At 60.5% G+C, this 26,374-nt stretch carries 22 protein-coding genes, 1 tRNA gene and 1 pseudogene; 20 read left to right on the top strand and 4 right to left on the bottom strand.

What is annotated here, in order from left to right:
* Window positions 1-526: 526 nt before the first annotated feature.
* The gene (locus tag ASD07_RS06805; protein WP_055927016.1) at window positions 527-1,066 is read right to left on the bottom strand and encodes a cytochrome c5 family protein; all 540 of its coding nucleotides are present in this window, start codon (window positions 1,064-1,066) and stop codon (window positions 527-529) included.
* Window positions 1,067-1,219: 153 nt separating this feature from the next.
* Here ASD07_RS06805 and ASD07_RS06800 point away from each other — a divergent pair.
* Window positions 1,220-1,295: transfer RNA gene (locus ASD07_RS06800), tRNA-Arg, on the top strand.
* Window positions 1,296-1,509: 214 nt separating this feature from the next.
* Here ASD07_RS06800 and ASD07_RS06795 read toward each other — a convergent pair.
* Entirely contained in the window at window positions 1,510-1,803 is a 294-nt protein-coding gene (locus tag ASD07_RS06795) for a hypothetical protein (protein ID WP_055927014.1), read from the bottom strand.
* A gap of 386 nt (window positions 1,804-2,189) precedes the next feature.
* Between ASD07_RS06795 and tssI the strand changes: the two genes are divergently transcribed.
* The 13 genes and pseudogenes from tssI to ASD07_RS06740 all read left to right on the top strand — a co-directional run bounded on the left by tssI (window position 2,190) and on the right by ASD07_RS06740 (window position 14,604).
* Window positions 2,190-4,121 carry a type VI secretion system Vgr family protein gene (tssI, locus tag ASD07_RS06790; RefSeq protein WP_307143378.1) on the top strand — a complete coding sequence of 644 codons (1,932 nt, stop codon included), beginning with the start codon at window positions 2,190-2,192 and terminating at the stop codon, window positions 4,119-4,121.
* On the top strand, window positions 4,034-4,942 hold the full coding sequence (locus ASD07_RS32190) for a DUF2345 domain-containing protein (protein WP_307143376.1): 909 nt from the start codon (window positions 4,034-4,036) through the stop codon (window positions 4,940-4,942). The genes tssI and ASD07_RS32190 overlap by 88 nt, the downstream gene beginning before the upstream one ends.
* Window positions 4,943-4,957: 15 nt before the next feature.
* A complete protein-coding gene (locus ASD07_RS06785) occupies window positions 4,958-6,652 on the top strand; it encodes a triacylglycerol lipase (protein ID WP_055927012.1) in 1,695 nt (564 codons plus the stop codon).
* Window positions 6,645-8,024: a T6SS immunity protein Tli4 family protein gene (locus tag ASD07_RS06780; protein ID WP_055927010.1), complete on the top strand. Its 1,380-nt coding sequence runs from the start codon at window positions 6,645-6,647 to the stop codon at window positions 8,022-8,024. The genes ASD07_RS06785 and ASD07_RS06780 overlap by 8 nt, the downstream gene beginning before the upstream one ends.
* A gap of 2 nt (window positions 8,025-8,026) precedes the next feature.
* Window positions 8,027-8,293 (top strand): PAAR domain-containing protein, encoded by a 267-nt coding sequence (locus ASD07_RS29985; RefSeq protein ID WP_082507172.1) that lies wholly within the window; start codon window positions 8,027-8,029, stop codon window positions 8,291-8,293.
* Window positions 8,294-8,410: 117 nt separating this feature from the next.
* Window positions 8,411-8,863 carry a hypothetical protein gene (locus tag ASD07_RS06770; RefSeq protein WP_156397909.1) on the top strand — a complete coding sequence of 151 codons (453 nt, stop codon included), beginning with the start codon at window positions 8,411-8,413 and terminating at the stop codon, window positions 8,861-8,863.
* On the top strand, window positions 8,793-9,689 hold the full coding sequence (locus tag ASD07_RS06765) for a T6SS immunity protein Tli4 family protein (RefSeq protein ID WP_156397908.1): 897 nt from the start codon (window positions 8,793-8,795) through the stop codon (window positions 9,687-9,689). Before ASD07_RS06770 ends, ASD07_RS06765 begins: the two co-directional genes overlap by 71 nt.
* Window positions 9,682-9,947: pseudogene (locus tag ASD07_RS29980) on the top strand (PAAR domain-containing protein). Before ASD07_RS06765 ends, ASD07_RS29980 begins: the two are co-directional and overlap by 8 nt.
* An 87-nt stretch (window positions 9,948-10,034) precedes the next feature.
* On the top strand, window positions 10,035-10,994 hold the full coding sequence (locus ASD07_RS06760) for a hypothetical protein (RefSeq protein ID WP_055927002.1): 960 nt from the start codon (window positions 10,035-10,037) through the stop codon (window positions 10,992-10,994).
* Window positions 10,991-11,941 carry a GNAT family N-acetyltransferase gene (locus ASD07_RS06755; RefSeq protein WP_055926999.1) on the top strand — a complete coding sequence of 317 codons (951 nt, stop codon included), beginning with the start codon at window positions 10,991-10,993 and terminating at the stop codon, window positions 11,939-11,941. The genes ASD07_RS06760 and ASD07_RS06755 overlap by 4 nt, the downstream gene beginning before the upstream one ends.
* On the top strand, window positions 11,938-12,492 hold the full coding sequence (locus ASD07_RS06750) for a GNAT family N-acetyltransferase (protein ID WP_055926997.1): 555 nt from the start codon (window positions 11,938-11,940) through the stop codon (window positions 12,490-12,492). Before ASD07_RS06755 ends, ASD07_RS06750 begins: the two co-directional genes overlap by 4 nt.
* Before the next feature lie 60 nt (window positions 12,493-12,552).
* Entirely contained in the window at window positions 12,553-13,542 is a 990-nt protein-coding gene (locus tag ASD07_RS06745; protein WP_055926995.1) for an acyltransferase, read from the top strand.
* Between the two features lie 66 nt (window positions 13,543-13,608).
* On the top strand, window positions 13,609-14,604 hold the full coding sequence (locus ASD07_RS06740) for an acyltransferase (RefSeq protein ID WP_055926993.1): 996 nt from the start codon (window positions 13,609-13,611) through the stop codon (window positions 14,602-14,604).
* On the opposite strand, the gene ASD07_RS06735 is transcribed toward ASD07_RS06740, so the two are convergent.
* On the bottom strand, window positions 14,531-15,490 hold the full coding sequence (locus tag ASD07_RS06735) for an AAC(3) family N-acetyltransferase (RefSeq protein ID WP_055926991.1): 960 nt from the start codon (window positions 15,488-15,490) through the stop codon (window positions 14,531-14,533). The genes ASD07_RS06740 and ASD07_RS06735 overlap by 74 nt on opposite strands.
* On the bottom strand, window positions 15,483-16,676 hold the full coding sequence (locus ASD07_RS06730) for a hypothetical protein (RefSeq protein WP_055926989.1): 1,194 nt from the start codon (window positions 16,674-16,676) through the stop codon (window positions 15,483-15,485). The genes ASD07_RS06735 and ASD07_RS06730 overlap by 8 nt, the downstream gene beginning before the upstream one ends.
* Before the next feature lie 212 nt (window positions 16,677-16,888).
* Here ASD07_RS06730 and ASD07_RS06725 point away from each other — a divergent pair, with 212 nt between their 5' ends.
* The 6 genes from ASD07_RS06725 to prsK all read left to right on the top strand — a co-directional run bounded on the left by ASD07_RS06725 (window position 16,889) and on the right by prsK (window position 26,374).
* A complete protein-coding gene (locus tag ASD07_RS06725; RefSeq protein WP_055926987.1) occupies window positions 16,889-18,331 on the top strand; it encodes a lipopolysaccharide biosynthesis protein in 1,443 nt (480 codons plus the stop codon).
* A gap of 190 nt (window positions 18,332-18,521) precedes the next feature.
* Window positions 18,522-20,159, top strand: a complete 1,638-nt coding sequence (locus tag ASD07_RS06720; RefSeq protein ID WP_055926985.1) for a PAS domain-containing methyl-accepting chemotaxis protein — start codon at window positions 18,522-18,524, stop codon at window positions 20,157-20,159.
* Window positions 20,160-20,485: 326 nt separating this feature from the next.
* Window positions 20,486-21,775 carry a nucleotide sugar dehydrogenase gene (locus ASD07_RS06715; protein ID WP_055926983.1) on the top strand — a complete coding sequence of 430 codons (1,290 nt, stop codon included), beginning with the start codon at window positions 20,486-20,488 and terminating at the stop codon, window positions 21,773-21,775.
* A 32-nt stretch (window positions 21,776-21,807) separates the two neighbouring features.
* Complete coding sequence (locus ASD07_RS06710; RefSeq protein WP_055926981.1) at window positions 21,808-22,845, top strand: SDR family oxidoreductase; 1,038 nt, start codon at window positions 21,808-21,810, stop codon at window positions 22,843-22,845.
* A gap of 73 nt (window positions 22,846-22,918) precedes the next feature.
* The gene (locus tag ASD07_RS06705) at window positions 22,919-24,322 is read left to right on the top strand and encodes a TIGR03013 family XrtA/PEP-CTERM system glycosyltransferase (RefSeq protein ID WP_055926979.1); all 1,404 of its coding nucleotides are present in this window, start codon (window positions 22,919-22,921) and stop codon (window positions 24,320-24,322) included.
* 15 nt (window positions 24,323-24,337) lie between these two features.
* Window positions 24,338-26,374 (top strand): XrtA/PEP-CTERM system histidine kinase PrsK, encoded by a 2,037-nt coding sequence (gene prsK, locus ASD07_RS06700; protein WP_055926976.1) that lies wholly within the window; start codon window positions 24,338-24,340, stop codon window positions 26,372-26,374.

Raw genomic sequence — 26,374 nt, 5'->3', positions numbered from 1 at the left:
CGTTCGGTGTGAAGAAGGGCGACAAGATGTACCTGACGCCGAAAGAGCGAGTAATCATCTGGTAAAACCGGTAAAGCGGGGTCTGACCCAAGGGTCAGACCCCCAACGGTCTTAAAGCTGTCGTCCGGGTTATGCGCCTTTGAACTTCGCAATAAGTCAAAGACCCAGAACCAACACCCCGGCCGTCGAGCAGACGGGGTCAGACCCTTGGGTCTGANAGGCTTCTACGACGCGTTCGGTGTGAAGAAGGGCGACAAGATGTACCTGACGCCGAAAGAGCGAGTAATCATCTGGTAAAACCGGTAAAGCGGGGTCTGACCCAAGGGTCAGACCCCCAACGGTCTTAAAGCTGTCGTCCGGGTTATGCGCCTTTGAACTTCGCAATAAGTCAAAGACCCAGAACCAACACCCCGGCCGTCGAGCAGACGGGGTCAGACCCTTGGGTCTGAACCAGGTTTACCGGTTTTAAAAAAGGCAAAAAAAAAACCGCTCCAATCGAGCGGTTTTTTTATACGCGGTGAAAAGATCAGCCCTTAGGCTCCGCAGCCGGCGCTTCAGCAGCCGGAGCAGCCTGCTTAACCTCAGGCTCCTTGAACTTGCCACCCGACTTATTGGCCATGAACACAACAGCACGCGCCACTTCCACATCATCCAGATCCGGATTGCCACCCTTGGCAGGCATCGCGCGCAGACCTTCGATAGCGTGCTTCACAACAGTGTCATAACCCTGCGCAATACGAGCACCCCAGGCGCCGTTATCGCCAACCTTAGGAGCACCAGCAGCGCCAGAGCCGTGGCATGCCGCGCAAGTCGCGGTATAAACAGCTTCGCCAGTCTGCAGTACTTTAGGAGCGTTAGCGTCTTTCAGGGTAAAGCCGTTATCCGCAACAGGCTTCAGGCGAGCCGCAACAGCTTCAGCACTTTGGCTTTCCGAACCCGCGCCAGTCAGTTTTTCCTGGGTCACAAACTGCACCAGCAAAACGATGCCAATGATGGTAACAGCGAAGAAACCTACAACTGCAGCGACCAGCTGCTTAGGCGTTCTGATTGCGGATTCGTGGCTCATGATTTCCTTAGGACGGTTTTTCAAAAAGCTGCGTGAGGGTTATTTTTTTGGCATTTTTGATGCCTCGCCCTCGTCAAACCTGCGATTATAGACGGAAACCCCTAGCTATGGAATGGATTTCCGGCTATCCTTCGTGTCTCTTCAGTATCACCTGCGGCTGTAGCTCAGTGGATAGAGTATCGGCCTCCGAAGCCGAGGGTCGTGGGTTCGATCCCCGCCAGCCGCACCACTTTCCCCAAGAAACTCAATTGATTTTGTGCCTGGAACCATAACTTCGCCGATTGGCGGGATTATGCTTTCACGGCGCACTTTGTGTTCTGTGCCGGATGACGTGTCTAAATTCACGCGAACAGATCATGAAAAAGCCAGTCGGCGAGCACAACGATAATCAACGTCTGGGTAACAATGTGGCCCCATCCGGCAGCGCTCGACGTTTTCCTGATTCAGGAAGCGATTTCATCTTGATCGTTTGCGGGGAAGAACAGAAACCCTTCGTTGCGGAGTAGTCTCCATGGCTGCATGCCTGTTTTGATACTCTCCACCTTCAGGACGAAAGGCTGCCCATCGATAAACTGCGGCATTACGGATTCAAGCCGTTTCATTGTCTTAATCTTCGCGACATCAATGGCGCGCTCTTCCGACAGCGCCAGAACGTATTCATTCCGATAAAAGCCGAATTCTTCTCCATCGAGAAGGAATGGCTCTCCAAGCAACTGGACACAATAAAACTGAATCATTCTGGAAACTTTCAGCCAGGATTGGCGAAGACGCAGTCGAAATCGGCGCGAGCAATCCAGCGTGCAAACGAACACAGAATAATTCAAAAATTATCGTTTGAGCGGTACTCGCCTTCGCCAGGCATTACCGCGTTTTTGCTTCATTTTTCGACATTCTCGATGAGAGTATCCCTTGGCTGGCGGCTGGTTGCCTATGAAGGCGAACTTGTGGACGGCGCACGTCGTTTGCCAAACCAAGCGTCACCGCTAGCGATCTAAAAGTTGGTGCGCACGATTGAACGTTGCGCATTGGCACAACAATAGTCCATTTATAATCTGTTGCTATTTTTGTATGTCCACCCGCCATCGCAGGGGCCGGCAAATCGCAAGGACTATGCAGCATGAAAATGAATGGCTTGTCTGATTCGCTGGCCGGATTGCTGCCAATCGGAAGTTTGGCAGGCACCAACCGGCCGATCCGCCTGCGCCTGTCCGACGCGCAGGATGACCTCCTGCTGGTCAAGCACGTCAGCGGAACGGAAACTATCTGCGGCGGCATCGAATACCGCCTGTTGTGCGTGTCGAAGAGCGCCGGCCTGCCGACCAAGCAGTTCATCGCCGTACCCGCTGAAGTGCAGTTTGTGACCGATACCGGAGATCTGCGTTCCGTATGCGGCATAGTCGCCGAAGCCATAGAAGGGCAAAGCGACGGCGGCCTGGCGACGTACCAGCTGGTCATCCGCGACGCCCTGGCAATCATGGAACTGCGCACGAACACGCGCGTCTTCCGCAACGCCAGCGAGATCGACATTACCCAAACCATTTTGAGCGAATGGTTCCAGCGCACCCCGATGATGGCGCGCGCCTTTGAATTCGACCTTGGCAAGCTGCGCAGCTATCCTCAGCGTGAATTCACGATGCAATACAACGAGACGGACGCCCAGTTCCTGCGCCGCTTGTGGAAGCGGCGCGGCATCGCGTGGTTCATTCGGCCGGGCAAATCAAGCGAGGGTAACGACGACAGTGTGCCGGTGCACACGTTAATGCTGTTTGATGACGTAACCTCGCTGCAGCAGAACGCCGCCGGGACGGTCCGTTATCATCGCGACGACGGCACCGAAACCCGTGACAGCATCACCGCCTGGCACGCCGTGCGCACGCTTAGCCCAGGCAAGACCAGCCGCCAAAGCTGGGACTACGCCAACGCCCAGATGTCGGGCAGCGACGAAACCGGCCGCAACGACCAGGGTGAGTGGGGCAACCAGCTTGCCGCAACGCTGGAAGACTACCTGGTCGACGTGCCGCATGCTGGCGACAGCAGCTCGGACTACCGGGACCTTGGCACGCTGCGAATGCTGCGTCATGAGTATGAATCGAAGTGCTATCGCGGCGAGAGTGGCGTGCGTGACCTTTGCATCGGCCAATGGATTGGCGTGAGCGGGCATGCCGCAATTGACGCCCACCCGCCGGAAAAACGCGAGTTCGTGATCACTGAACTGCATGTCGATGCGGAAAACAACCTGCCTAAAGCCTTGAATGACAAGGCGCGCCGCCTGTTCTCCTTGAATCGCTGGCACGGTGGCGGCCTGGATTCCGCGCTGGTGCAGGCAAGCGAAGAACGCGGTGTGCGCTACACCAATCAATTCAGTTGCGTACGGCGCGACATAGCCATCGTGCCGGCCTACGATCCGCGCATCGACTTGCCGCGTACAGAAGCGCAAAGCGTGATCGTGGTCGGGCCGCCCGGCGAGGAAGTCCATTGCGACGACCTTGGCCGGGTAAAAATCCGCTTCCCGGCCTGCCGTCCGGAAGACCACCCCAATGGCGCCGGGGCATCCGGCAGTGAACGCGACTCGGCCTGGGTGCGCATTGCCGGCACCTGGGCCAGCCGCCAATGGGGCGCGATCTCGCTGCCGCGAGCCGGCGACGAATGTATCGTCACTTTCCTTGGCGGTGATCCGGACAAGCCGATCATCACTGGCCGCGTGCATGGCGGCACCACGCCGCCGCCAACGTTCAGTCATGCCGGTGGGTTGCCCGGTAACCGCTACCTCTCTGGCATCAAGAGCAAGGAAGTGCAAGGCGCACGCTACAACCAGTTGCGTGTGGACGATACGCCTGGCGAGATCAGCGCCCAGCTGGCAAGCGAACATGGGCACAGTGAGCTGAATCTCGGCTACCTGACCGATCCGCGCTTCGACGGCAAAGGCAGCCCGCGCGGCGAAGGTGCCGAGTTGCGCAGCGATCACGCGTGGCAATCAAGGGCGCAGAGGGCGTCTACATCAGCGCCGATGCGCAATTGCGCGCGGCGGGCCGCCAATTGGAGCGTGACGGCCTGACCGGTCTGGCCGACGCCTTGGAAAGCATCCAGAAACAACTGGCCGAACTGGCGGGCACCCACCATGCGGAAGATGGCGACGGCAAGCCGCTGTCGCAGTTGATCGGCCATTTGAAGCAATGGGAAAAGGGCAGCAATACCGACGGCGGCAAAGGCAACCCGGCTGGCGGCCAGCCGATCGTCGCTGTGAATGCTCCCGCTGGCGCGATCCTGGGCAGCTCCGACAATATCGTCATCGGCGCGCAGACGCATGTGGACGTCGTCAGCGTTGGCAACACGCAGTTGTCGGCGGGACGCAGCTTGCTGATGCGCGCGGCGCAAAGCATGAGCCTCTTCGCGCACAAGCTGGGCATGAAGCTGGTTGCCGCCGAAGGCAAGATCGACATGCAAACGCACCAGGATGACATCGAGCTCACATCCGCGAAGCGCATCGTGCTGTCCGCATCGGACGAAATCGTCATCCAGGCGCCGAAAGTCCGCATCGTAAGCCAAGGCGCCCAGACGAGTTACGGCGGTGGCGCGATCACCCACCAGCTAAGCGGCGCCTACACGGTCAAGTCGGCCACGTTCGCGCATAGCGGGGCCGGCGACGCCAGCCCGCAGGCATTGGATCTACCAAAGAGCAAAGTTCAGTCGGATGAGAAATTCATCGTACGCTACATCGGCAGCAATGCCCCGGTAAAAGGCGCGTCGTATGTCATCAAGCTGAATAACGGCAATGTCATCAGCGGCAAAACCAATGCCAAAGGCGAAACCGAGCTCAGTAAAGAACAAGAAATGCTTATCGCCGATATCGAGATCCGCGATGACGCAGACGCCTGACAAGAAGATCGAGAAATGACAGACAACACACCAACTCGGGAAATCCCATCGCAATATGACGGCACCACCGTGCGCGCAAAGTCCGTGCTGTCGCCGGAAGGCTTTCCGGTACGAGCACTGGTCAAACTTTACCCAAAGCGCATCATCCCGATCATCTTCATCCCAGGAATTATGGGAACAAATCTGCGCGTGAAAGACAGCGACGAGCGCGCGTGGCGGCCACCAAATGGAAAGTTGGCTGGACTTGTACAAATCATCCAATATCTGGGAAAAGATGCGGTCGCTCGGAAGAAAGTTCTTCACCCCGACCGGGTCGAGGTCGATGAAGCAGGGCCAATAAAATTAACTGGAAAAGTTGAGCGCCAACTCAAGGGCGCACCAGATTTGGCTCCAGAAAAGCTTGCACGTCTATTCGGATGGGGTGAGCTCCATCAAGACAGTTATGGTCGCATTCTCAATACGCTGCAGGAACGCTTGCACGACATTTTGACGATCGACGGCAATCCGGATGATGCTTGGCGGACGCTTGTTTTGGAACAGCAAAAGGCACATCAATTCGGTGCAGAGAAGTCGTTTGAGGCATTGACGCCAGAAGATCTGAAACGATTCGCCAATGCGGCTTACCCAGTGCATGCCGTGGGTTATAACTGGCTTCAATCTAACAATGTGTCTGTCAAACGCTTGCTCGACAAAATCGATGCCATCACTGATTTCTATAAAAACACATTGCAAAAAGACTGTGAGAAGGTGATTCTTGTGACCCATTCCATGGGTGGATTGGTGGCACGTGCCTGCACACAACTGCAAGGTAAGAGTGACAAAGTCCTGGGCGTGTTACATGGCGTTATGCCTGCCATTGGAGCGCCCGCAACTTACAAGCGTATGCGTGCCGGCTTCGAAGGAGTGGAGCAAGTCCTACTTGGGCGTAACGCGGCGGAAGCTACCGCGGTTTTAACGCAGGCGCCTGGACCGATGGAGTTGTTGCCTACTGCGGAATACCAAGCCAAACTCACAGGCGGGGCACAACACTGGTTGCGTGCACACTTCGGAGATGCTAAGGGGGAGGAAAATCAGATCACGTCTTTTCTTGGCGAGGGCGACCCTTATGACACGATCTATCGCAACAAAACAGACTGGTGGAGGCTGGTTAAAAGCGAGCTAATTGATCCCAGCAAGTCAGACGGCAGAAGTCAAGCTTCGCCGTCCGCGGAAGAAAGCGAAAGCCCTTTGAATGCCGATCTCGATTTTGCCAATTATGAGAAGGCCTTACAAGTAGCTCGGGATCTTCACATAGGGATCAAGGGCCAATACCACGAGAATAGTCATGCCTACTATGCTGCCGATCATGCCCAACCCGCATGGGGAGAGGTGCGGTGGGTGGCAAGTAATCCGACGACCGACTTTTCACGAGGTGAAATTGTTGAGGATGACCAGAACGGTAAGATCAAAGTAAAGTTCGGTGAAAGTATTTGCAAGCTAAAAATTGCTGGTCAAGACCTACCAGGCGATGGAACCGTGCCAGAGTTCTCTGGCCAAGCTCCAAAACAATACGTGAAGCAGATCTTTCGTCACGAAGGTAAGAAAAAGGGACACTTTAGCTATGATCACCAGGGTAGCTACGGTAATGACTTCACGACCGGACTTACACTGTATTCGATCGTTAAGCTCACCTTAGAATCTGGAGTATTAAACGGGGTAGGTGATGCATAGTCCAACAAAGGTCATTTTCGAAGGTTTGGGTAGCCTACTGCTGGCTCTTTCTCTCATCTTCCCTGCTAATGCTGAGAACAAATCAATTTCGAAGGAACACGCCATGAGTGCGGTCGCACAAGAGAAAATGTCAACGCACTGCCTTGGTCGATTCCAGGTAGACCTTCCTGCCGATGCCGAATACGTCGCGGGAAGTCATGAATATAGTTTCGCGACAATTGAGTCGAAGGCGATTAGCTACGAGGCATTTCTGCAAGAACTGGATGCCTTCGAAGCGAAACTAAAATCCGCCAAGCATAAATCCGGCTCTATGCTGCTCTTAAAGAAAACCGCTGCCGACGAGAAAAGCCGGGTCCTGAGTTTTTGGGACGATTACAACTCCACCATACTGATTAATACATTTGGCTATCGCTGGATCGATGGTATGCGATATCAGGTCCGCACTACGCCGGATCCCGATAAAATGGAAATTGCCACGTCCCATGTGGGAAGCATCTTGTCCCATCTGAGTGCCCCCTCTAACGAAGTGCCTTCAACTCCAGGATTCTGTATTGCACATGGGATGATTTCAGACGAAGGCAGCAGCAAGAGTGAAAGCATAAAGGCTCGATTCCGTCTAAAGAGTCGACCGGATATCGTCATCGATATCGCCACCACGCGCAATTCCGGCACTCCTCCTGAATCGTTGTTGTTGCGTAAGCCTAGTGTATTTAGCGCGCTAGGTGCACTCGGTGCAACTCTGAGTGGCATATCCACCGTCAGAGAGGGCGACCGCAAAGTGGGTGGGATGCCCGGCCAAGAGTGGCTCTTGAAAGCTCCCAACGATGATGGGCATCAAGCCCATCTATTCACCTGGGAAGCACCTGGATTGCGCCGGGACGCGTTACATCCGCAGGTCCGCATAGATCTCCAGTCCGCCAACAACGATGGTGGTCGTGATCCTGCGCCGGCCAGTCTGACAAATCCACAAATGCTCGAACTATGGGAGCGCATCCTCAATTCGTTGCGCCTTCGTTCAATCAATGGTGGGCAAGCTGCAGAGGTGGGGAATTCATCGCCTCAAGCCCATAGTGGCAGTGTTCTCCCATTAGGAGAGCTTGTGCGTACCGGAGCGAGTTGCCCGCAGACTGGCTACTGGCAATGTCCCGAGAATGACGTACACGGCAGCACGCGTCTGTTTAAGTCCGGCGACCCCATGCCGCCTGCGATAATCAAACGCGACTTGTCATTTGTAGAGCGCCTTAGAGGAAGCAGCGACCAGCATAGTTCCAGCACTGTCTGGCGACTGGTTCGCTATGACGAGCCGATTGCAATCAATACGCCCACTGCGTTAGGGAATGATGACGCCATCAAACCCTCAAGCGATGCTTAAGCATGCCTAACGTCATTCGCCTTAACGACCCGACCTCGCATGGTGGCAAAGTCGTCAACGTAAGTGCGACCTGGTTCACGGTAGATGGAATCCCAGTTGCTCGCGTTGGCGATCAATGCATCTGCCCTTTGCCTGGCCATAACGTCTGCGTCATCATCGAAGGAAGTTCTGAGCATGTCATTGACGGAATTCCGGTGGCGTACGATGGCCACAAGACAAGCTGCGGCGCTTCTCTGCAATCTACGTTATCAAGCTTTAGCACGACGTAGGGTTACCACTACCGTTGCACAAATATAGAAATGTACCCTGGCAATCATGCATTGGGAGTATTAGCGCTTTGCGCAGCAATGCTCGGTGCTGGAGACGCGTCCGCTGGCAAGCAAACGATGAACGAGACCGGCATTGAAAATACGGTTACGCACTGCGTTGGCCGTTTCTTGATCGACCTTCCTGCCGATGCAGAGTATGTCGGCGGAAGTTATGACTATGCGTTTGCGACAATTGAGCGCCAACCTATGGAACAGAGCGAATTCCGCCAGGAGGTGGACAAGCTAGAGGCGAAGTTAAAAGACGGAAAGCACAAATCCGGGGCACCACTTCTTTTGACAAAAGCGACGCCGAACGAGAACACTCAGATTCTCGGGTATTGGGCTAATGAAAACCGAAGCTCCGCAGTCGAGATTTCCGGTTACAGATGGATCAGCGGCATGCGGTATCTAGTCCATAAACGTGCCAATTATGACAAAGGTGGAAAGAGCTGTGTCGCGCATGGGCACGACGATCTCTTTGCTTCAGTCGAGAGAGGCGAGTCCTCCAACAACGCCCGGCTTCTGCGTTGAGCACGCAATATTCGCTGATGAAGGTAAGAGCGGTAACGAAAGCCTCAACATCCGATTTCGTCTAAAGGAGTATTCAGATATCGTAGTTGACATTGCGACTAATCTCAACGCCGGCGACCCTCCTGAATCGCTGTTGTCCCGCAAACCCGGGGTGCTTAGCGCGTTGGGAGTGCTCGGGGCGACCCTGGGTGGAATTCGCAACATTAAAGAGGGGGATCGCAAGATTGGCGAACATCCTGGCCAAGAGTGGTTAATGAAAGCCCCGAACGATCGTGGTCAGCAGGCGCATCTGTTCACGTGGGAGGCGCCAGGGTTACATGCCGATGAACTCCACCCACAGATTCGTATTGACCTTCAGTCGGGGAATTCAGATGGAGGTCTTGACCCTAAGCCAGTCACCGTGACCGACCAACAGATGCTGCAAATTTGGGACAAGATCCTGAACTCTCTGCGGCTGCGACCGACAGATGGCAGTAAAGGTGCGACAGACAAAAAGGCATTGCTGCAATCCGATAATGCTGATGCGCTCCCTTTGGGCGAACTTGTGCGTACCGGCGCAAGCTGTCCGCAGACTGGTTTCTGGCAATGCCCTGAGAACGACGTGCACGGCAGTACGCGTCTCTTTACGTCCGGGGATGCCATGCCGCCTGCCATCATAAAGCGCGACTTGTCATTTGTTGAGCGTCTTCGAGGCAGCAGTGACCAGCACAGCACCAGCCCGTCTGGCGCCTGGTCCGCTATGACGATCCCATTGCAAGCAATACGCCATCGCCGTTATCGAATGACGGCGCCAACGGCCCATCAGGCGATGCCTAAGCATGCCTAACGTCATTCGCCTCAACGACCCGACCTCGCATGGGGCAAGGTGGTCAGCGTCAGTGCGACCTGGTTCACGGTCGACGGAATCCCAGTTGCACGCGTTGGCGACCAATGCGCCTGTCCTGTGCCGGGCCATAGCGTATGCGTAATCATCGAAGGGAGTCCCGAGCATGCCATTGGCGGGATTCCGGTAGCTTATGACGGCCACAAGACAAGTTGCGGGGCCACTTTGACATCCACCATCACGACGTTCAGCTCGGCCTAGAATTGCTCTACTTCACGCCACGGTTGCGCCGGCCTTGGTCAATCGTTAATATTATGTAAATTTTGTTAACCCGAAGCTGGCGCGCGCATGCTGGATGTCTTGATTACTGTCGATGTGGAGATCTGGTGCGATGGCTGGCAAGGCATCGATGCCCGCTTCCCGGATGCATTCCAGCGCTACATCCATGGCCCCACCGCAGATGGCGACTATGGCTTGCCCTACCAGCTTAAAATGCTGTCCGAGCATGGCTTGACAGGCGTGTTCTTCGTCGAACCGCTGTTTGCAGCCCGTTTCGGCCCCCAGCCGCTGGCGGAAATCGTCGGCATGATTCAGGCGGCAGGACATGAGGTGCAGCTGCACCTGCATACCGAATGGGTGGACGAGGCGCGCGAGCCGCTGCTGCCGCCTGCGGCAGGCAAACGCCAGCACCTGCGCTACTTTTCCCTGGATGAACAGACGATCCTGATCCGCAAAGGCCTGGCCATGCTGCAACAGGCCGGCGCCAGGAACGTGAACGCATTCCGCGCCGGCAGCTTCGGCTTCAACCGCGATACCCTGCATGCGCTGGCCGCCAATGGCCTGCCGTTCGACAGCAGCTACAACGCGACCTTGATGGGCCCGGACAGCGGGGTCATGCCCGGTACCCTGATGACCGATCCGGCCAACTGCGATGGGGTAACGGAATATCCGATGACGGTATACCGCGATGGCCGCGGCCTGCGCCACGCGCAACTGACATCATGTTCGTCGGCTGAGCTGGAGGGCTTGCTGTGGCAAGCGTTGGAGCAGGGCAGGCAGGCATTCGTGCTGCTGTCGCACGGCTTCGAATTGCTGAACACGGCCAAGACGCGCAGCGACCCGGTGGTCGTGCAGCGCTTCCACCGGCTGTGCCAATTTCTGCAGCAGCACAGCGACAGTTTCCGTACGGCTGGATTTGTGGGCCGCGACCCATCCGCGGCGGGCATCCAGCATGGCCCGCTGACTTCGCCATTTCATCGTACCGGCATGCGCATGGTGGAACAGGCTTATCGCCGGAGGTATGGATGAGTCGCTGGGAATTGCGCCCGGTCCCGTTCAGGTTCCAGCTCAGCGACCTGACCCTGGCCAGTTATGCACTGCCGCTGCAGGTACGCCCGGAGAAACTGGGGGCCCCGGTACGGCAGGCGCAAGCGCTGCACGCGCCCGTGCAGGAGCTGCTGCACGGCAGCCAGGGCTTCGTCGAGCGTGGCGTTCCGCTCGACGGGCAGGCGCCGCCGTTCCGCAGGGCTGGCGACTACCTGTGCTACGTGCCGCAGCATTACCGCCATTGCTTTATCGACCTCGGCATGGGCTTTGCCGCCTACCAGGCCAAGTTTTCCTCCAAGACCCGCGCCACCATCGTGCGCAAGGTGCGCAAGTTCGCCGAGCAGACCGGTGGTGAGCTGCGCTGGAAGAGCTACCGTACGCCGGATGAAATCGACGCTTTCCTGCAACTGGCCCTGCCGCTGTCGCGCCGCACCTACCAGGACCGCCTGCTCGATGCAGGCCTGCCGTCCAGCGAATCGTTCCGCCAGCAGGCGCGTGGCTGGGCTGCCGATGACCAGGTACGCGCCTACCTGCTGTTCGATGGCGAGCGCGCCGTCTCCTACCTGCTCTGTCCGGCCAGCGACGGTGTGCTGAGCTACTCCTACCAGGGGTACGATCCTGAGTATATGAAACTGTCGGTCGGCACCGTCTTGCAATGGCTGGCGCTGGAAGATCTGTTCAACGAGGGCAAGTTCCGCTTCTTTGATTTCACCGAAGGGGAAACCGAGCACAAGCGCCTGTTCGCTACCGAGCAGCGCCTGTGCGCCAATATTTTCCTGGTACGCCGCAGCCTGGCCAACAGCCTGCTGCTGCGCGCGCACTTCTCGATGAACCTGTTGTCGGGATGGCTGGGACGCATGGTTGAGCGCTTTGGGCTGAAAGCCCGCCTGAAACGCATGCTGCGTTTTGGCCGGGTTGCCGCCGTATGAAAGCGCTGCTCAAGCAACTGGCGAAAGCCCTGTTGGGCGATTATTCCATCTACCGTGTGCTGCAGCGCGGCGCCGGTGCCGGGCCGGCACCGATGCCGCCGCAGGCTGCCGGTTATGTCATCGGCCCGGTGCAGCGTGCCGAAATCGAGGATTGTCCCGACCCGGTCATGCGCGAGCAAGCTTTTTACGCAGGCGAGGGCGCCCATGCGTATGCCTGCCGCGATGCCGGCCAGATCGTCGGCCTGTGCTTCTATTGGTATGGCGAACGCTACCGTCCGCGCGGCTTCTGGCCCTTGCAGGACAAACAGGCCAAGCTGGTGCAAATCATTACCTCGCCGGCTATGCGCGGGCGCAAGGTGGCGCCGGCATTGATCGCCGCCTCGGCCGCCGACATGGCGGCGCAGGGCTTTGACTGCCTGTTTGCACGGGTGTGGCATAACAACCACCCATCCTTGCGTGCCTTTGCTGCGGCCGGCTGGCGCCGCCGCGCCCTGGTGGTGGAGCTCAACCCCCTGCGGCGGGCGCGGCCATGGCGGCTGCGCCTTCCATAAGCTGGCCCAGCCAGACTTTTTCATGCAAGAATATGAACTCGACCTTCGAGGTACTGCGCCATGACGAACAAACCGAACCTTGACCTGCTGCGCGCGGTGGCGGTGCTGTTCGTTCTGTTCTCGCATGTATTCCGCACTGCCAGCGGCCATTCCACGCCGGCCTCGTATGCGATGGGTCAGTTGGGCGTCATGATCTTCTTTGTGCATACCAGCCTGGTGCTGATGCAATCGCTCGAACGCCAGCAGGCCAGCGGGCCTGGGCTGTTCAAGCGTTTCTACATTCAGCGCATCTGCCGCATCTACCCCTTGTCGATGACCCTGGTGCTCGGTGTGTATTTCCTGATGGACCAGCATTGGACTTATTTTGAATTGTTCACCAACCTGGCGCTGGTGCAGAACCTGGCGTACACGCGGCTGATGAGCGACCCGCTGTGGTCGCTGCCGCTGGAAGTCCAGATGTACTTCATGTTGCCGTTCCTGTTTATCTGGTTCCGCAACAGGCCGCTCAAATGGTTGTTTGCCTTCTGGCTGGTGTCGCTGCCGGTGGCGCTGCTGCCGCCTGTCGTATCGCCGCGCTTTAACGTGTTGTGCTACGTGCCTTGCTTCCTGGGAGGGGTGATTGCCTGGCGCCTGGGCGAGCGGGAGCGCTTGCCAGCCTGGCTGTGGCCGCTGGCCTTGGGTTTGGCCAGCCTGGCCTACATCCTGTTTGCCGAAACGCGCAGCAATTACTATTCGCGCTGGGCGGTCTGCCTGGCGCTGGGCCTGACCATCCCTTGGGTGCGCCAGCTCGGCACGCCGGCCCTGAATGCCGCGAGCAAGACCATTGCCAAGTACAGCTATGGCATTTACCTGTTCCACTATCCGATGCTGGCCCTGTGTTTCGAGACGCTGGCAGGCTGGCATCCGCTGCTGCAGTGGAGCCTGTTCTGGGCCTTGATGGTGGTGCTGCCTTACCTGGGCTATCACCTGGTTGAACATCCGATGATCAAGCTTGGCGCGGCCTGGCACGAACGCAAGCCGGTCGGCGCCAGCCAGCTCACCGGCGCATGATGCAGCGCAAAGCTTAGGCTCCGAGCATAGTGCAGACTGAAGGTCCTGCGCCACGCGAGCGGAGCCATGATGCTCAAGCCGAACCTTGATTTCCTGCGTGCGGTCGCCGTGCTGCTGGTGCTGGCCGCCCATCTCGCCGGCTACACCATCCGTACCAGCCCAGCCTCCTTCGCGTTGGGCCAGCTCGGCGTCATGCTGTTCTTCGTGCACACCAGCCTGGTGCTGATGCAGTCGCTGGAGCGCCAGCAACTGGCCGGTGCGGCGCTGTTGCGCGCCTTTTACCTGCAGCGCGCCTGCCGCATCTATCCGCTGTCGGCGGTCATGCTGCTGGGGATCTATTTCTTGCAGGATGCGCAGTGGACGCCTTTCGAGCTGCTCGCCAACCTGCTGCTGGTGCAGAACCTGGTGTATGCGCGCTATATGTCGGCGGTGCTGTGGTCGCTATGCCTGGAGCTGCAGATGTACCTGGTGCTGCCCTTGCTGTTCCTGCTGTTGCGGCGGCGACCGCTGCGCTGGCTGCTGGCGCTGTGGCTGCTCTCGATTCCGTTGGCCCTGCTGCAGCCGCTGGTGACGGCGCGCCTCGGCCTGTTCGAATTCGCGCCCTGTTTCCTGGCCGGCGTGCTGGCGTGGCGCCTGCAGGGCAGGGCGCGCCTGCCTGCGTGGCTGTGGCCGCCATTGCTGGCGCTGGCCAGCGCGGCGTTTGTCGCGTATGCCGAGCCGCGCGCCAACAATTACGGCCGCTGGATGGTCTGCCTGGCGGTCGGGCTGGTCCTGCCGTGGCTGCGCGAAATCTCGGCGCCACGGCTGAACCGTGCCAGCAAGTTCATTGCCAGGTACAGCTATGGCATCTACCTGTTCCATCCGCCAGTCATGGGGCTGGCGTTCCGCACCTTGGACACGCTGCACCCGTTCTGGCAATGGAGCTTGTTCCTGTCGCTGCTGGCAGTGTTGACCGGCCTGGGCTACCACCTGGTCGAATTGCCGATGATCAGGCTTGGCGCACGCTGGAGTGCAGGCCGGCAGCAGCGGCCAGCGGCCGTGCCGCCAGTTGTTCCGGGGTAGAGTAGATGGTCAGGTTTTCGCCGGCCAGGCGTTGCAGGTGATCGAAGAAGCCTTGCGCGGGAATCCACCACGAAGGCGCCTCGCCCACCTGGCCGGCATGCAGCAGGCCGGCTTGCCTGAACTCCGCCATGAAATAATTGCGCAAATCTTCGCGCGAGCCATGGTCGATGCGGCGCTTGGCCAGCTCCGGGTCGAATGGGCGCAGCGGCACGTCGCTGCGCTGGCCGGCCTGGTCGATGCACGGCAGGCGGAAGGTCTCGTCGCCCCATACCGGGACCGGGAAGGCTTCGCCCATCGCGTCTTCCAGCACGTGGTAGAAGGTCACCGGACCCATCGAAATCCCCAGGCCCAGCACCTTGGCGTTTTCCAGGCCGACGAAGCGCTGCCATGGCGAACCCTTGCCGAAGACCGACGGTGCGCGGTGGTGGGCTTCGGTCAGGTAGGCCGCATGGCGGCCCCAGGCGGAAACCGAGTGGGTCGGGTGCACGCTGCGCGCGATGCCGGCGCTGGCCAGGAAGGCTTCCGGCAGGCGCCCCATATTGGTGCCGTGCTTGCGCACGTCGAATACATAGTCCTGCATTTCGCAGGTGCCGCGGATCGACCCGCCCGGCATGTAATAGGTGGGCAGTACCAGCGTGCCCTGCGGGCCGACGGCTTCCTGCAGCGCCTGCACCACGGTGGCGGCGCCGCCTTCCACATAGCCCAGGCTTTTCAGCGAAGAGTGGATGAACACGGCATCGCCCTTGGCAATGCCGAGCCGGGCCAGGCCCGCCACCAGTTCCGCACGGCTGACGTGGCGTTGCGTCTGCCTGATTTCCTGGGCGCTGCTGCGCCGGCGCAGCTTTTCCAGCACGGCCTTGGCCAGGCGTTTGGCCTGCTTAAGCATGGCGCGCCTTGAGCAGGTCCAGCTCCAGCAGGTTGGCGTCGATGCAGAACTTGGCTGCCCAGTTCAGGAATTCGTATTCGCCGTAGGCGCCGTCAACCGGGAAGGCGCCCTTGACGGCGCCGCGCGTCTCTTTCGGGCCATCGACCTTGATGGTACGGCGTACGTACCGGGTCAGGCGGCGGCCGCTGTCGAAGTAGCGTTCGTCCCCCGTCAGCTGGTACAGCAGGAACAGGCAGTGGGCATTCTGTAGCGAACCGGTCAGGCAGGCCCAGCTGGCCGCAGGGCGCCACTGGCTGTCCAGGCGCCCGGGCAGGAAGCCATCCGCGCCGACCACGTCCAGCAGGGCGCTGCCGGTGCGTTCGGCGGCCGCCAGCAGTTCCGGCCGTTGCGACAGCAGGTAGCCTTCCAGCACGCCGCGCAGCACATAGCCGATGGTGTGGCTCAGCGGATGCACCGGGTCGTTCAGGCAGTTCGAGGCAAACCAGCCGTTGGGCTGCTGTTTGCCCAGTGCCCACGCCACCTGGCGCAGGCCGGCCTCGCCATAGCCGTGGCCGGGCGCGACGCGTTCGGCTTCAAACAGGCCCCAGGCGACGTGCGTTTCGTAGGCTTTTTCGCCGGGCTTGGCGAACGGGGTGGCGTGCTTGCGCCAGCAGCCATCTTCATCCAGCGAATCGCGCAGCCAGGCGGCGGCGCGGTGCATGGCGTCGAGGTATTTGGCGTCGCCGTATTCCCGGGCGCCGGCCGCCAGCCCAAGCAGGATCTGGCCGGTGTTGAACGTAACCGGCACGCGCGGGCTGGAATCGATGCGGCCGCCCTGGAAGCCGCCTTCCGGGAACTGGATCGCGACGAACCAGTCCAGCATGCGGCGCGCCCGCTGGTGCAGCTCGGCGCTGCCCTGGCGGCGCGCCAGCTCGATCACGGTCGGCACGATATAGCCGGTGGTTTCGGGATACGAAGTGGCCCAGCCCTTGACCAGGCTGAAGTCGCGCGCCACGCCGCCATCGGCGGAAACGGAATGGTCCTGGGCTGCGCCCAGCCACTCGGTGCAGGCGGCCAGTACCGCCTCAATGCCCGGATCGCGGCCTGGCAAGCCGCGCTGGTCGGCCGCGCGCTCAGCCTGGGCACCCATGGGCAGCGGTGCTTCAGGGGTGAATTTGTTCTTGATCGAGCGCAGGAGCTGGAGCATTTTATTCCCGTTAAATGTTGTCAATTGACCATTAAGATCATGCCAGCCGGCCCGCCCGCTGTCAATTTCGCGATTGCCGGGGTCGTATCATTAAGATAATATGCTGGACGTTTTGGCAATCCCGCGCCCGGTTGCGGCGCTTGCGGCGTCCAGCCCGCTCACTTATCCTGATTGCAATCCCTTTCTCCAACGCCACGATGCTTCGATGACCGATGAAACTCCAAACTGAGCTGGCGCGTGGCGTGAAATGGGTGGCGGGGGCGAAGCTGGGCTCGCAAGTGGTTACCTGGGGCGTGACGATTTTCGTCATGCGCCTGCTGGCGCCCTCCGATTATGGCTTGCTGGCCATGTGCACGGTGGTGCTGGGCTTGCTGGGCATGTTTGCCGAAGTGGGCCTGGGCCCGGCCCTGATCCAGCGCAAGGATGTCAGCGAACAGGATTTGCGGCAAGCCGTGGGCGTGGTCTGGCTGGTCAACCTGGGCCTGTTCCTGCTGGCCAATGCGCTGGCGCCGCTGGTGGCAGCTTTCTATGGTGAAGCGCGGCTGCAGCTGCTGCTGCACGTGCTGTCCGTGCAATTCCTGCTGCTGCCGCTGGCCATCATTCCCGATGTGCGGCTGCAGCGCCGCCTGGAATACAGGCAGCGTTCGCTGGTCGAACTGAGCGCGGCGCTGGTCGGCTCGCAGGTGACGCTGTTCATGGCGCTGTTCGGCGCCGGCGTCTGGTCGCTGGTGGCCGGCATGCTGGCGACCCAGGCGTGGCGCATGGGGGCGCTGAACTGGTGCGCGCCGGGCCAGCCGCGGCCGGACTGGTCGCTGGCAGGGATGGGCAAGCTGCTCGGCTTTGGCGGCAGCCTGACCGCCACCCGCCTGTTGTGGTACAGCTTCATGCAGGCCGACGTGGCGATCGTCGGCCGGGTGCTGGGCGACCAGGCGCTGGGCTGGTATTCGGTCTCGATGCACCTGGCTTCACTGCCGGTGCAGCGCATGGCCGGCATCCTGAACCAGGTGTTGTTCCCCATCTTGTCGCGCAGCCAGCACGACTTGCCGGCCATCCGCGCCGGGGTGTTGCAGATGCTGGGCTACATCAGCCTGTTGTCCTTCCCCATCCTGTGGGGCATGGCCAGCGTGGCGCCGGAACTGGTCAGCGTGGTGCTGGGCAAGGGCTGGGAGGGCGCCGTACTGCCGCTGCAGGTGCTGTGCCTGGTCATGCCCTTCCGCACCCTGGCCCAGATGCTGCCCACCGTTACCGATGCGCTCGGCCAGCCGGGCATCAATTTGCGCAATGTGCTGCTGTCCTGCCTGCTGATGCCGCCCGCTTTCTACCTCGGCACCCGCTGGGGCATCCAGGGCGTGGCCTATGCCTGGCTGCTGGCTTACCCGGTAGTGCTGTTCCTGAATATGCGGCGCATGCTGGCGGCCATCGGCGTGCAAGCGCAGGCGGTGGCGCGCCGCACGGGCCCGGCCTTGTTATGCGCTGCGCTGATGCTGGGCGCCGTGACGCTGTTGCGTGCCCCGCTGGCCGGCCAGCCGCGCGCCTGGGCCTTGGTGGCGGAAGTGCTCGGCGGCATGCTGGCGTATGGCGTGGCCAGCCTGCTGCTCAATCGTCCCATGGTGGCCGAGGTGCGCAGCGTATTGCGCCGTCGCACGCCGGCGTGAAGCGGATGCGCCACATAATCTCATTGAATTTTCCTATTGAAATTATTCGTGAGTTTCCAGCGCGCATCACCTTCCTATACTTGAACGCATGACATGGCTTGGGACGCCTGCTCGCGTCCCGCCCACGCCATGCGGACCCCAACGCCCGGTTCGTGCCCAGCTTCCCCATCGCCGAACAAGGAGTTCCAGCATGCGCCTCAACACCCCTGTCACCCACCAGGAGTTCATCCTGGACGAGGGCAAGACCATTGTCTCGACCACGGACCTGAAGGGCAAGATCAGTTACGCCAACCCCTACTTCATCGAAGTCAGCGGCTTCACCGAAGCGGAGTTGATCGGCGCGCCGCAGAACATCCTGCGCCATCCGGACATGCCGGTGCAAGCGTTTGCCGACCTGTGGTCCACCATCAAGGCCGGCATGCCATGGAGCGGGATGGTAAAGAACCGCTGCAAGAACGGCGACTTCTACTGGGTGTATGCGAACGTGACGCCGGTGATCGAAGCCGGCCGCCCGGTCGGCTATATGTCGGTGCGCAGCAAGCCCAGCCGCGAGCAGGTGGCGCAGGCCGAGCAGCTTTACCGCGAAATCCGCGAGGGCAATCCGCGCCGCCTGCGCCTCGAACGCGGCCGCCTGCGCCGCACTGGCTGGCGCAACTGGGCCAGCCGGCTGCGCGATATTTCGCTGGCCAGGCTGATCGGCATCGGCATGGGCGCGCTGACCGGCTTCCTGGCCATGCTTGCCATCTCCGGCGCCGCGCGGCAGGCGCCGCTGTGGATGACGCTGGCCAATGCCGGCTTCATCGTGCTGGCCCTGTGCTTCTGGTACGCGCTGCAGCGCGCGGTCGTGCTGCCGCTGCGCATGGCAACCGGCTTTGCGCGCAAGATGGCCGGCGGCGACCTGACCGGCGCCCTCGATATCGGCGCCGACAATGAAATGGGGCAGTTGCTGGCGGCGCTGCGCCAGACCAACGTCAACTTGCACAGCATCATCGGCGACGTGCGCAGCAACTTCGATGAAATCCAGACCGCCACCAGCGAAATCGCCAGCGGCAACCTGGACCTGTCGGGCCGCACCGAGTCGCAGGCATCGAGCCTGCAGCAGACCGCGGCCAGCATGGAACAGCTGACCAGCAACGTGCAGCAGAGCGCGGCCAGCGTGCACAGTGCCAACGAACTGGCCGGCCAGGCCTCCAGCGTGGCGGCGGCCGGCGGCTCCATCGTCTCGCAAGTGGTGCAGACCATGGACGATATCAGCCAGTCCTCGCGCAAGATCCTCGACATTATCGGCATGATCGACGGCATCGCCTTCCAGACCAATATCCTGGCCCTGAATGCGGCCGTGGAAGCGGCGCGGGCCGGCGAACACGGCAAGGGCTTTGCCGTGGTGGCCACCGAGGTGCGCAGCCTGGCCCAGCGCTCTGCCAGCGCCGCCAAGGAAGTCAAGCAGCTGATCGACAGTTCGATCGCCAAGGTCGATGCCGGCGCCAGGCTGACCAGTAACGCCGGCGCCACCATGAGCGAAGTGATCGAATCGGTCGGCCGCGTCACCCGCGTCATGGACGAGATCCACCATGCCACCCAGGAGCAAAGCCGCGGCATTGGCCAGGTCAACCAGGCGGTGCTGCATATCGACGACATCACGCAGCAGAACGCCGCCCTGGTCGAACAGGCTGCCGCGGCCGCCGGCAGCCTGGCGCGCCAGGCCGAATGGGTGGCGCAAGCGATCGCAGTGTTCAAGCTGAAACAGATCGCCGCCCGCAGCGCGCTGCCGCAAGGTGTGGCGCCGGCGCCTCTTGCCAAGCGAACGGTCATCGCTTTGTCGCAATAATCATTTATCATTTAGGCAATGCTGGCGGCCCGCGGGTCGCCGCGTTGCTTTATGGTGCAGTGCAATCAAAAGGCTGTGACAGCCTCCGGGCTTCCGTGTAAAATTGACAAGCCGTATCAAATGGACAAGTTAATTGGCAAACATTCCATACATTTCTGTCGCATTTGGCCAACGGAAAGCCCGCTGAATTGTTACACGCACCATAGTGCAGGGCCCACTTTTTAGCCGCCCGGCGGACGCAAATTGTGAACTGTACATTGTAGTTGCGGGGCTTCTGGAATATATTGTTAGCATAATAGTAAGTGGCAATTCTCACGGGAACTGATATGGATCAGAACAAGGTGGTAGCAGTCGTAGGGTTGGGCTATGTGGGCCTGCCCTTGGCGGTAGAGTTTGGCAAGAAGCGCAAGACTATCGGTTTCGACCTGTCGCAGTCCAAGATTGAAAATTACCGGCAATTCTGCGATCCGACCGGCGAAGTGTCGGAAGCGGAACTGCGCGAAGCGACCCAGTTGCACGTGACCTATGACCCGGCCGCGCTGGCCGAGGCCGATTACATCGTGGTGGCAGTGCCGACCCCGGTCGACAACGCCCATTCGCCCGATTTCAGCCCGCTGGTCGGCGCCTCGACCACGGTTGGCAAGTACATGAAGAAGGGCGCCATCGTCGTCTATGAATCGACGGTGTACCCGGGCGCCACCGAAGAAGTCTGCATCCCCGTGCTGGAAAAACATTCCGGACTGAAATGGCCGCAAGACTTCAACGTCGGCTATTCGCCGGAACGTATCAATCCAGGCGACAAACAGCACCGCCTGACAACGATTTTGAAGGTGGTTTCGGGAGATAATCCAGCAACTCTCGAAGAGGTTGCTAAACTATATGAATCGATAGTGACTGCTGGGGTATACCGGGCTTCCAGCGTGAAAGTTGCGGAAGCGGCCAAGGTGATCGAAAATACGCAGCGCGACCTGAATATCGCGCTGATGAACGAGCTGGCAATCATCTTCGACAAGATAGGCATCGATACGCTGGAAGTGCTGCAGGCGGCTGGCACGAAGTGGAATTTCCTGCCTTTCCGTCCCGGCCTGGTCGGCGGCCACTGCATCGGCGTCGATCCCTACTACCTGACCCACAAGGCCGACATGATCGGCTACCACCCGCAGGTGATCCTGGCGGGGCGCCGCATCAATGACGGCATGGCCAAGTTCGTGGCCGAGAAAACCGTCAAGCAGATGATCGCGGCGGGCTGCCACATCAAGGGGGCGAAAGTGAACGTGCTGGGCCTGACCTTCAAGGAAAACTGCCCGGACTTGCGCAATTCGAAGGTGGCGGACGTGGTGTTTGAACTGAAGTCGTATGGCCTCGACGTGCACGTGCACGATCCGGTGGCTGATTCGGAGGAATCGGTGCACGAGTACGGCATTCGCCTGGAAAGCTGGGACAGCCTGCCGCAAGCCGATGCGGTCGTGGCTGCGGTATCGCACCAGGAATTGCTGGCGCTGTCGCTCGGGGATTTGTCGTCCAAGCTGAATCCGGGCGGCGTCTTCATCGATGTGAAATCGGCATTCAATATGGCAGGCCTGGAAGAAGCTGGTTACAGCGTCTGGCGCCTGTAACAAGAATATCAGGGAAGCCTGGGAGGGCTGTAGTGGGCAAGTTTGACGACGTGCGGCTGCATTTGCGTGGCCAGCGATACCATTGGCTGGTGACGGGTGCTGCCGGTTTCATCGGCTCCAACCTGGTCGAGGCGCTGCTCAAGCTCGGCCAGCAGGTCACGGGCCTGGACAACTTCGCCACCGGCCACCAGCACAACCTGGACCAGGTGCGCGAAGCGGTCGGTTCCGCGGCCTGGGCCTCGTTCAGCTTCATCCAAGGCGATATCCGCGACCTGGCGACCTGCCAGCAAGCCTGCGCCGGGAAAGACTATGTCCTGCACCAGGCCGCACTTGGTTCGGTCAGCCGCTCGATCGACGATCCGCTGCTGACCCACGGCACCAATGTGACCGGCTTCCTGCACATGCTGGTGGCGGCGCGCGACGCCCGGGTGCGGCGCTTCGTCTATGCAGCGTCCAGTTCCACCTACGGCGACCATCCGGCGCTGCCGAAAGTGGAAGACACCATCGGCCGGCCGCTGTCGCCGTATGCCGTCACCAAATATGCCGACGAGCTGTATGCCGATGTTTTCGCCCGCACGTATGGCATGGAAACCATCGGCCTGCGCTATTTCAACGTGTTCGGCCCGCGCCAGGACCCGGACGGCGCCTATGCGGCCGTGATACCGCAGTGGGTGTCGGCCCTGATCCGCAACCGTCCCCTGTTCATCAATGGCGACGGCGAAACCAGCCGCGATTTCTGCTTCATCGACAACGTGGTGCAAGCCAACCTGCTGGCAGCCATGGCCGACAAGCCGGGCGCTGCCAACCAGGTGTACAACGTGGCGCTCAATGAGCGCACCAGTCTCAACCAGCTGTACCTGATGATGCGCGAGTTGCTGCAGGAGCGTTTCCCGCACCTGTTGCAGCACCAGGCGCAATACCAGGAATTCCGGGCCGGCGACGTGCGCCATTCGCAGGCCGATATCAGCAAGGCGCGCGAGCTGTTGGGTTTCAATCCTTCGCACCGTATTGGCGAAGGCTTGAAGGAGGCCATGGACTGGTACGTCCGCCACCTGGCCCCACGAGACTAGTTAACGAGACATGGCCGCAAGGCTCCGCGCGCTTACACGGCCAGCATGAGCAGTAAAGCGGGAGGGAATAAAAATGCTAAGAATTTCCAATCACTACATTTCCAAGGTTGTCTTCAGCCTGCTCTTCCTGGAGGTGTTGATCCTGATTGGCTCGTTCTACGCTGGCGCTGGGCTGCGTTTTTTCGACGGTGAACAGTTCGCCATACCGAAGCTCGACCACTTCTTCATGTCGGCCTGTATTTTTGCGGCCGCTATCGTGTTCAGCATGTCTGCGCTGGGCATGTACCAGATCAATTTCCAGGAAGGCTTGCGCAATCCCTTCTTCCTGCAATTGATGCCTTCCTTCGCCATGGGCTTTTGCATCCTGACCCTGGTGTTTTACCTGGCGCCGGACCTGTATTTCGGGCGCGGCATCCTGGTCCTGGTGTTCATCATTTCCGGCTTCGGCATCCTGCTGGCGCGCGCCATGTTCATGAAAACGTCGCGCACGCATTTCCTGTCGACCCGCATCATCTTCCTCGGCTGCGGCAGCATGGCCAAGGAGTGCGGCGAGCTGGCCACGCGCGACACCAACTACCGCCGCTACGACGTGGCCGGCTATGTGGCGGTGCCGTCGGAAGAAACCTGCGTGCCGCAGAACCAGCTGCTGCACCTGCCCGAAGGCGGTTCGCTGGTAGCGCTGGCAAACGCCCAGCGCGTATCGGAAATCGTGGTCTCGGTGCAGAACCGCCGCGGCGGCGCCTTCCCGATCAAGGAACTGCTCGAGTGCAAGCTGTACGGCATCCAGGTCACCGACGCCGCCACCTTCTTCGAGCGCGAAACCTACCAGATCCGGGTCGAGTCGGTGCAGCCTTCCTGGCTGGTGTTCGGCGGCGGCTTCGACCAGAGTTTCATGCGCACCTTCATGAAGCGCGCGGTGGACGTGGTGGCCAGCCTGTCGTTGCTGGTGGTGTCCCTGCCGGTGATGCTCATCACCGCGCTGGCCATCGTGATCGAAGACGGCGCACCGGTGTTCTATTCGCAGGAACGGGTGGGCATGGACGGCCGCGTGTTCCGCGTCCTGAAGTTCCGCAGCATGTTCAAGAACGCGGAAAAGAACGGCACCCCGCAATGGGCCGCCAAGAACGACCCGCGCATCACGCGCGTGGGCAATATCATCCGCAAGCTGCGGATCGACGAATTGCCGCAGATCCTCAACGTGCTGAAGGGCGAAATGTCCTTCGTCGGCCCGCGCCCCGAGCGTCCTTACTTTGTCGAGCAGCTGACCGAGCGCGTGCCTTACTACAATGTGCGCCACAGCATCAAGCCGGGCATCACCGGCTGGGCCCAGGTGCGCTATGGCTATGGCGATACGGTGGAAGACGCGCTGCAGAAGCTGCAGTACGACCTGTACTACGTCAAGAACAACAGCCTGCTGCTCGATGTGCTGGTCCTGATCGATACCATCAAGGTGGTCATGTTCAGGGGAGGCCGTTAAGCACATGGAGTCCTGATGCCGACCAGTATCACCGCCTTCAGTTACGCCAGCGCTGCGCTGGCGTTTCTGTTATTTAGCGTGCTGGTCCTGACCGGCTGGCGCCAGCGCCCGGACCAGCGTCCGCACCAGCGCGTGCTGGCCGCCGCTTCACTGCTGACAGTGCTGTGGGGCGCGGTGATGGCCAGCGCCACCGTGGTGCCGTGGGCGCTGTGGGTGCTGCATGGCGCCGAGTGGCTGCGCAACGCGGCCTGGACCGCCGTGCTGCTGGCCATGCTGGGCCTGTGGCAGCGCGCCGCGCGCACCTTCCAGGCCAGCCTGGCGGTGTATGGCGCCATGCTGCTGGCCAGCCTGCTGGCGCAGCAGCTGCCGCCAAGCCTGGCCTTCCATGTGCTGGCCATCGGCCGCCTCGGCATGGCGGTGCTGGGCATGCTGCTGGTGGAACAGCTGTACCGCGACCGCAGCGTGCAGATACGCTGGGCCATGAAGTTCATCTGCCTCGGCCTGGGTGCGCTGTTTGCCTACGACTTTTACCTGTACAGCGATATGCTGCTGCTGCGCGAACTCGACCCTGAACTGTGGGCGGCGCGCGGCCTGGTCAATGCGCTGATCGTGCCGCTGCTGGCGATTTCGCTGTTGCGGCGCGCTTCCTGGCCGGCCCAGCTGGCAGTGTCGCGCCGCGTCGCCTTCCATTCCGCGGCCCTGCTCGGTTCGGCGGTCTACCTGCTGGCCATGAGCCTGGCGGCCTACTACCTGCGTTTCGTCGGCGGTTCCTGGGGCGGCCTGATGCAGCTGGCCTTCCTGTTTGGCGCCACCTTCCTGCTGGCGGGCGTGCTGTTCTCGGGATCCTTCCGCGCCTGGCTCAAAGTTTTCATCAGCAAGCATTTCTACCGCTACAACTACGACTACCGCGAAGAGTGGCTGGCCTTTACCCGCACCCTGTCGGATACCGGCCCCAACCTGGGCGAACGCACCATCTCGGCCCTGGCCGAACTGGTGGAAAGCCAGGGCGGCGCGCTGTGGATACGGCGCGAACAGCGTTTCGAGCCGCTGGCCTCCTGGCATGTGCAGGCCCAGCATGCGAGCGAAGCGGCCGATTCGGCGTTTTGCCAATTGATGGAAAGCAAGCAGTGGCTGGTGGACGTGGGCACGCACGAGTTGCACGACCCGCAAGTGCCGCTGCCGGCCTGGCTGCTGGCCTTCCCCAAGGCCTGGCTGGTGCTGCCGCTGCTGCTGCAGGGGCGGCTGGCCGGATTTGTGGTGCTGATGGCGTCGCGCAGCGAGGTCAAGCTGAACTGGGAAGTGCTGGACCTGCTGAAAATTGCCGGCACCCAGGCCGCCTCCTACCTGACGCAGCAGGAAGCCGACAATGCCCTGATGCTGGCGCGCCAGTTCGACTCCTTCAACCGCCTGTCGACCTTCGTGGTGCACGACTTGAAGAACCTGGTGGCGCAGTTGTCGCTGATGACGGCCAATGCGGAAAAACATGCCGACAATCCGGAGTTCCAACGCGATATGATGGAGACCGTCACCTTGTCGGTGCAGAAAATGAAACTGATGCTGCAAAAGCTCAGCCGTACTGCTTCGCCGGAACGCGCCGTGCCGCATGACCTGGGCCAATTGCTGGCGCAGGCGGTAACGCTCAAGGCTGCCTTCGAGCCCAAGCCCTCGCTGCAGCTGGCCGAGGCCGGCCTGAAAGTGCTGGCCGAAGGCGAGCGGCTGGAACGCGTGCTGGGCCACCTGATCCAGAACGCGATCGAAGCCACCCCGCGCGACGGCAGGGTCGGCGTGCGCCTGGCGCGCGACGGCGAACGGGTGCTGGTGGAAGTCAGCGACACCGGCAGCGGCATGAGCGAAGACTTCATCCGCGAGCGCCTGTTCAAGCCGTTCGACTCGACCAAGTCGGCCGGCATGGGCATCGGCGCTTTCGAAAGCCGGGAATACATCCACCAGCTGGGTGGAACGCTGCAGGTGCGCAGCGCGCCGGAGCAAGGCACTACATTCACGGTCAGCCTGCCGCTGTACCGCCAGCAAACCATTGAACAAGCCGCCTGA

The sequence above is a fragment of the Duganella sp. Root336D2 genome (assembly GCF_001425005.1).
Lineage (GTDB): Bacteria > Pseudomonadota > Gammaproteobacteria > Burkholderiales > Burkholderiaceae_D > Rugamonas.
This window is presented reverse-complemented; position numbering and strand designations above follow the sequence as displayed.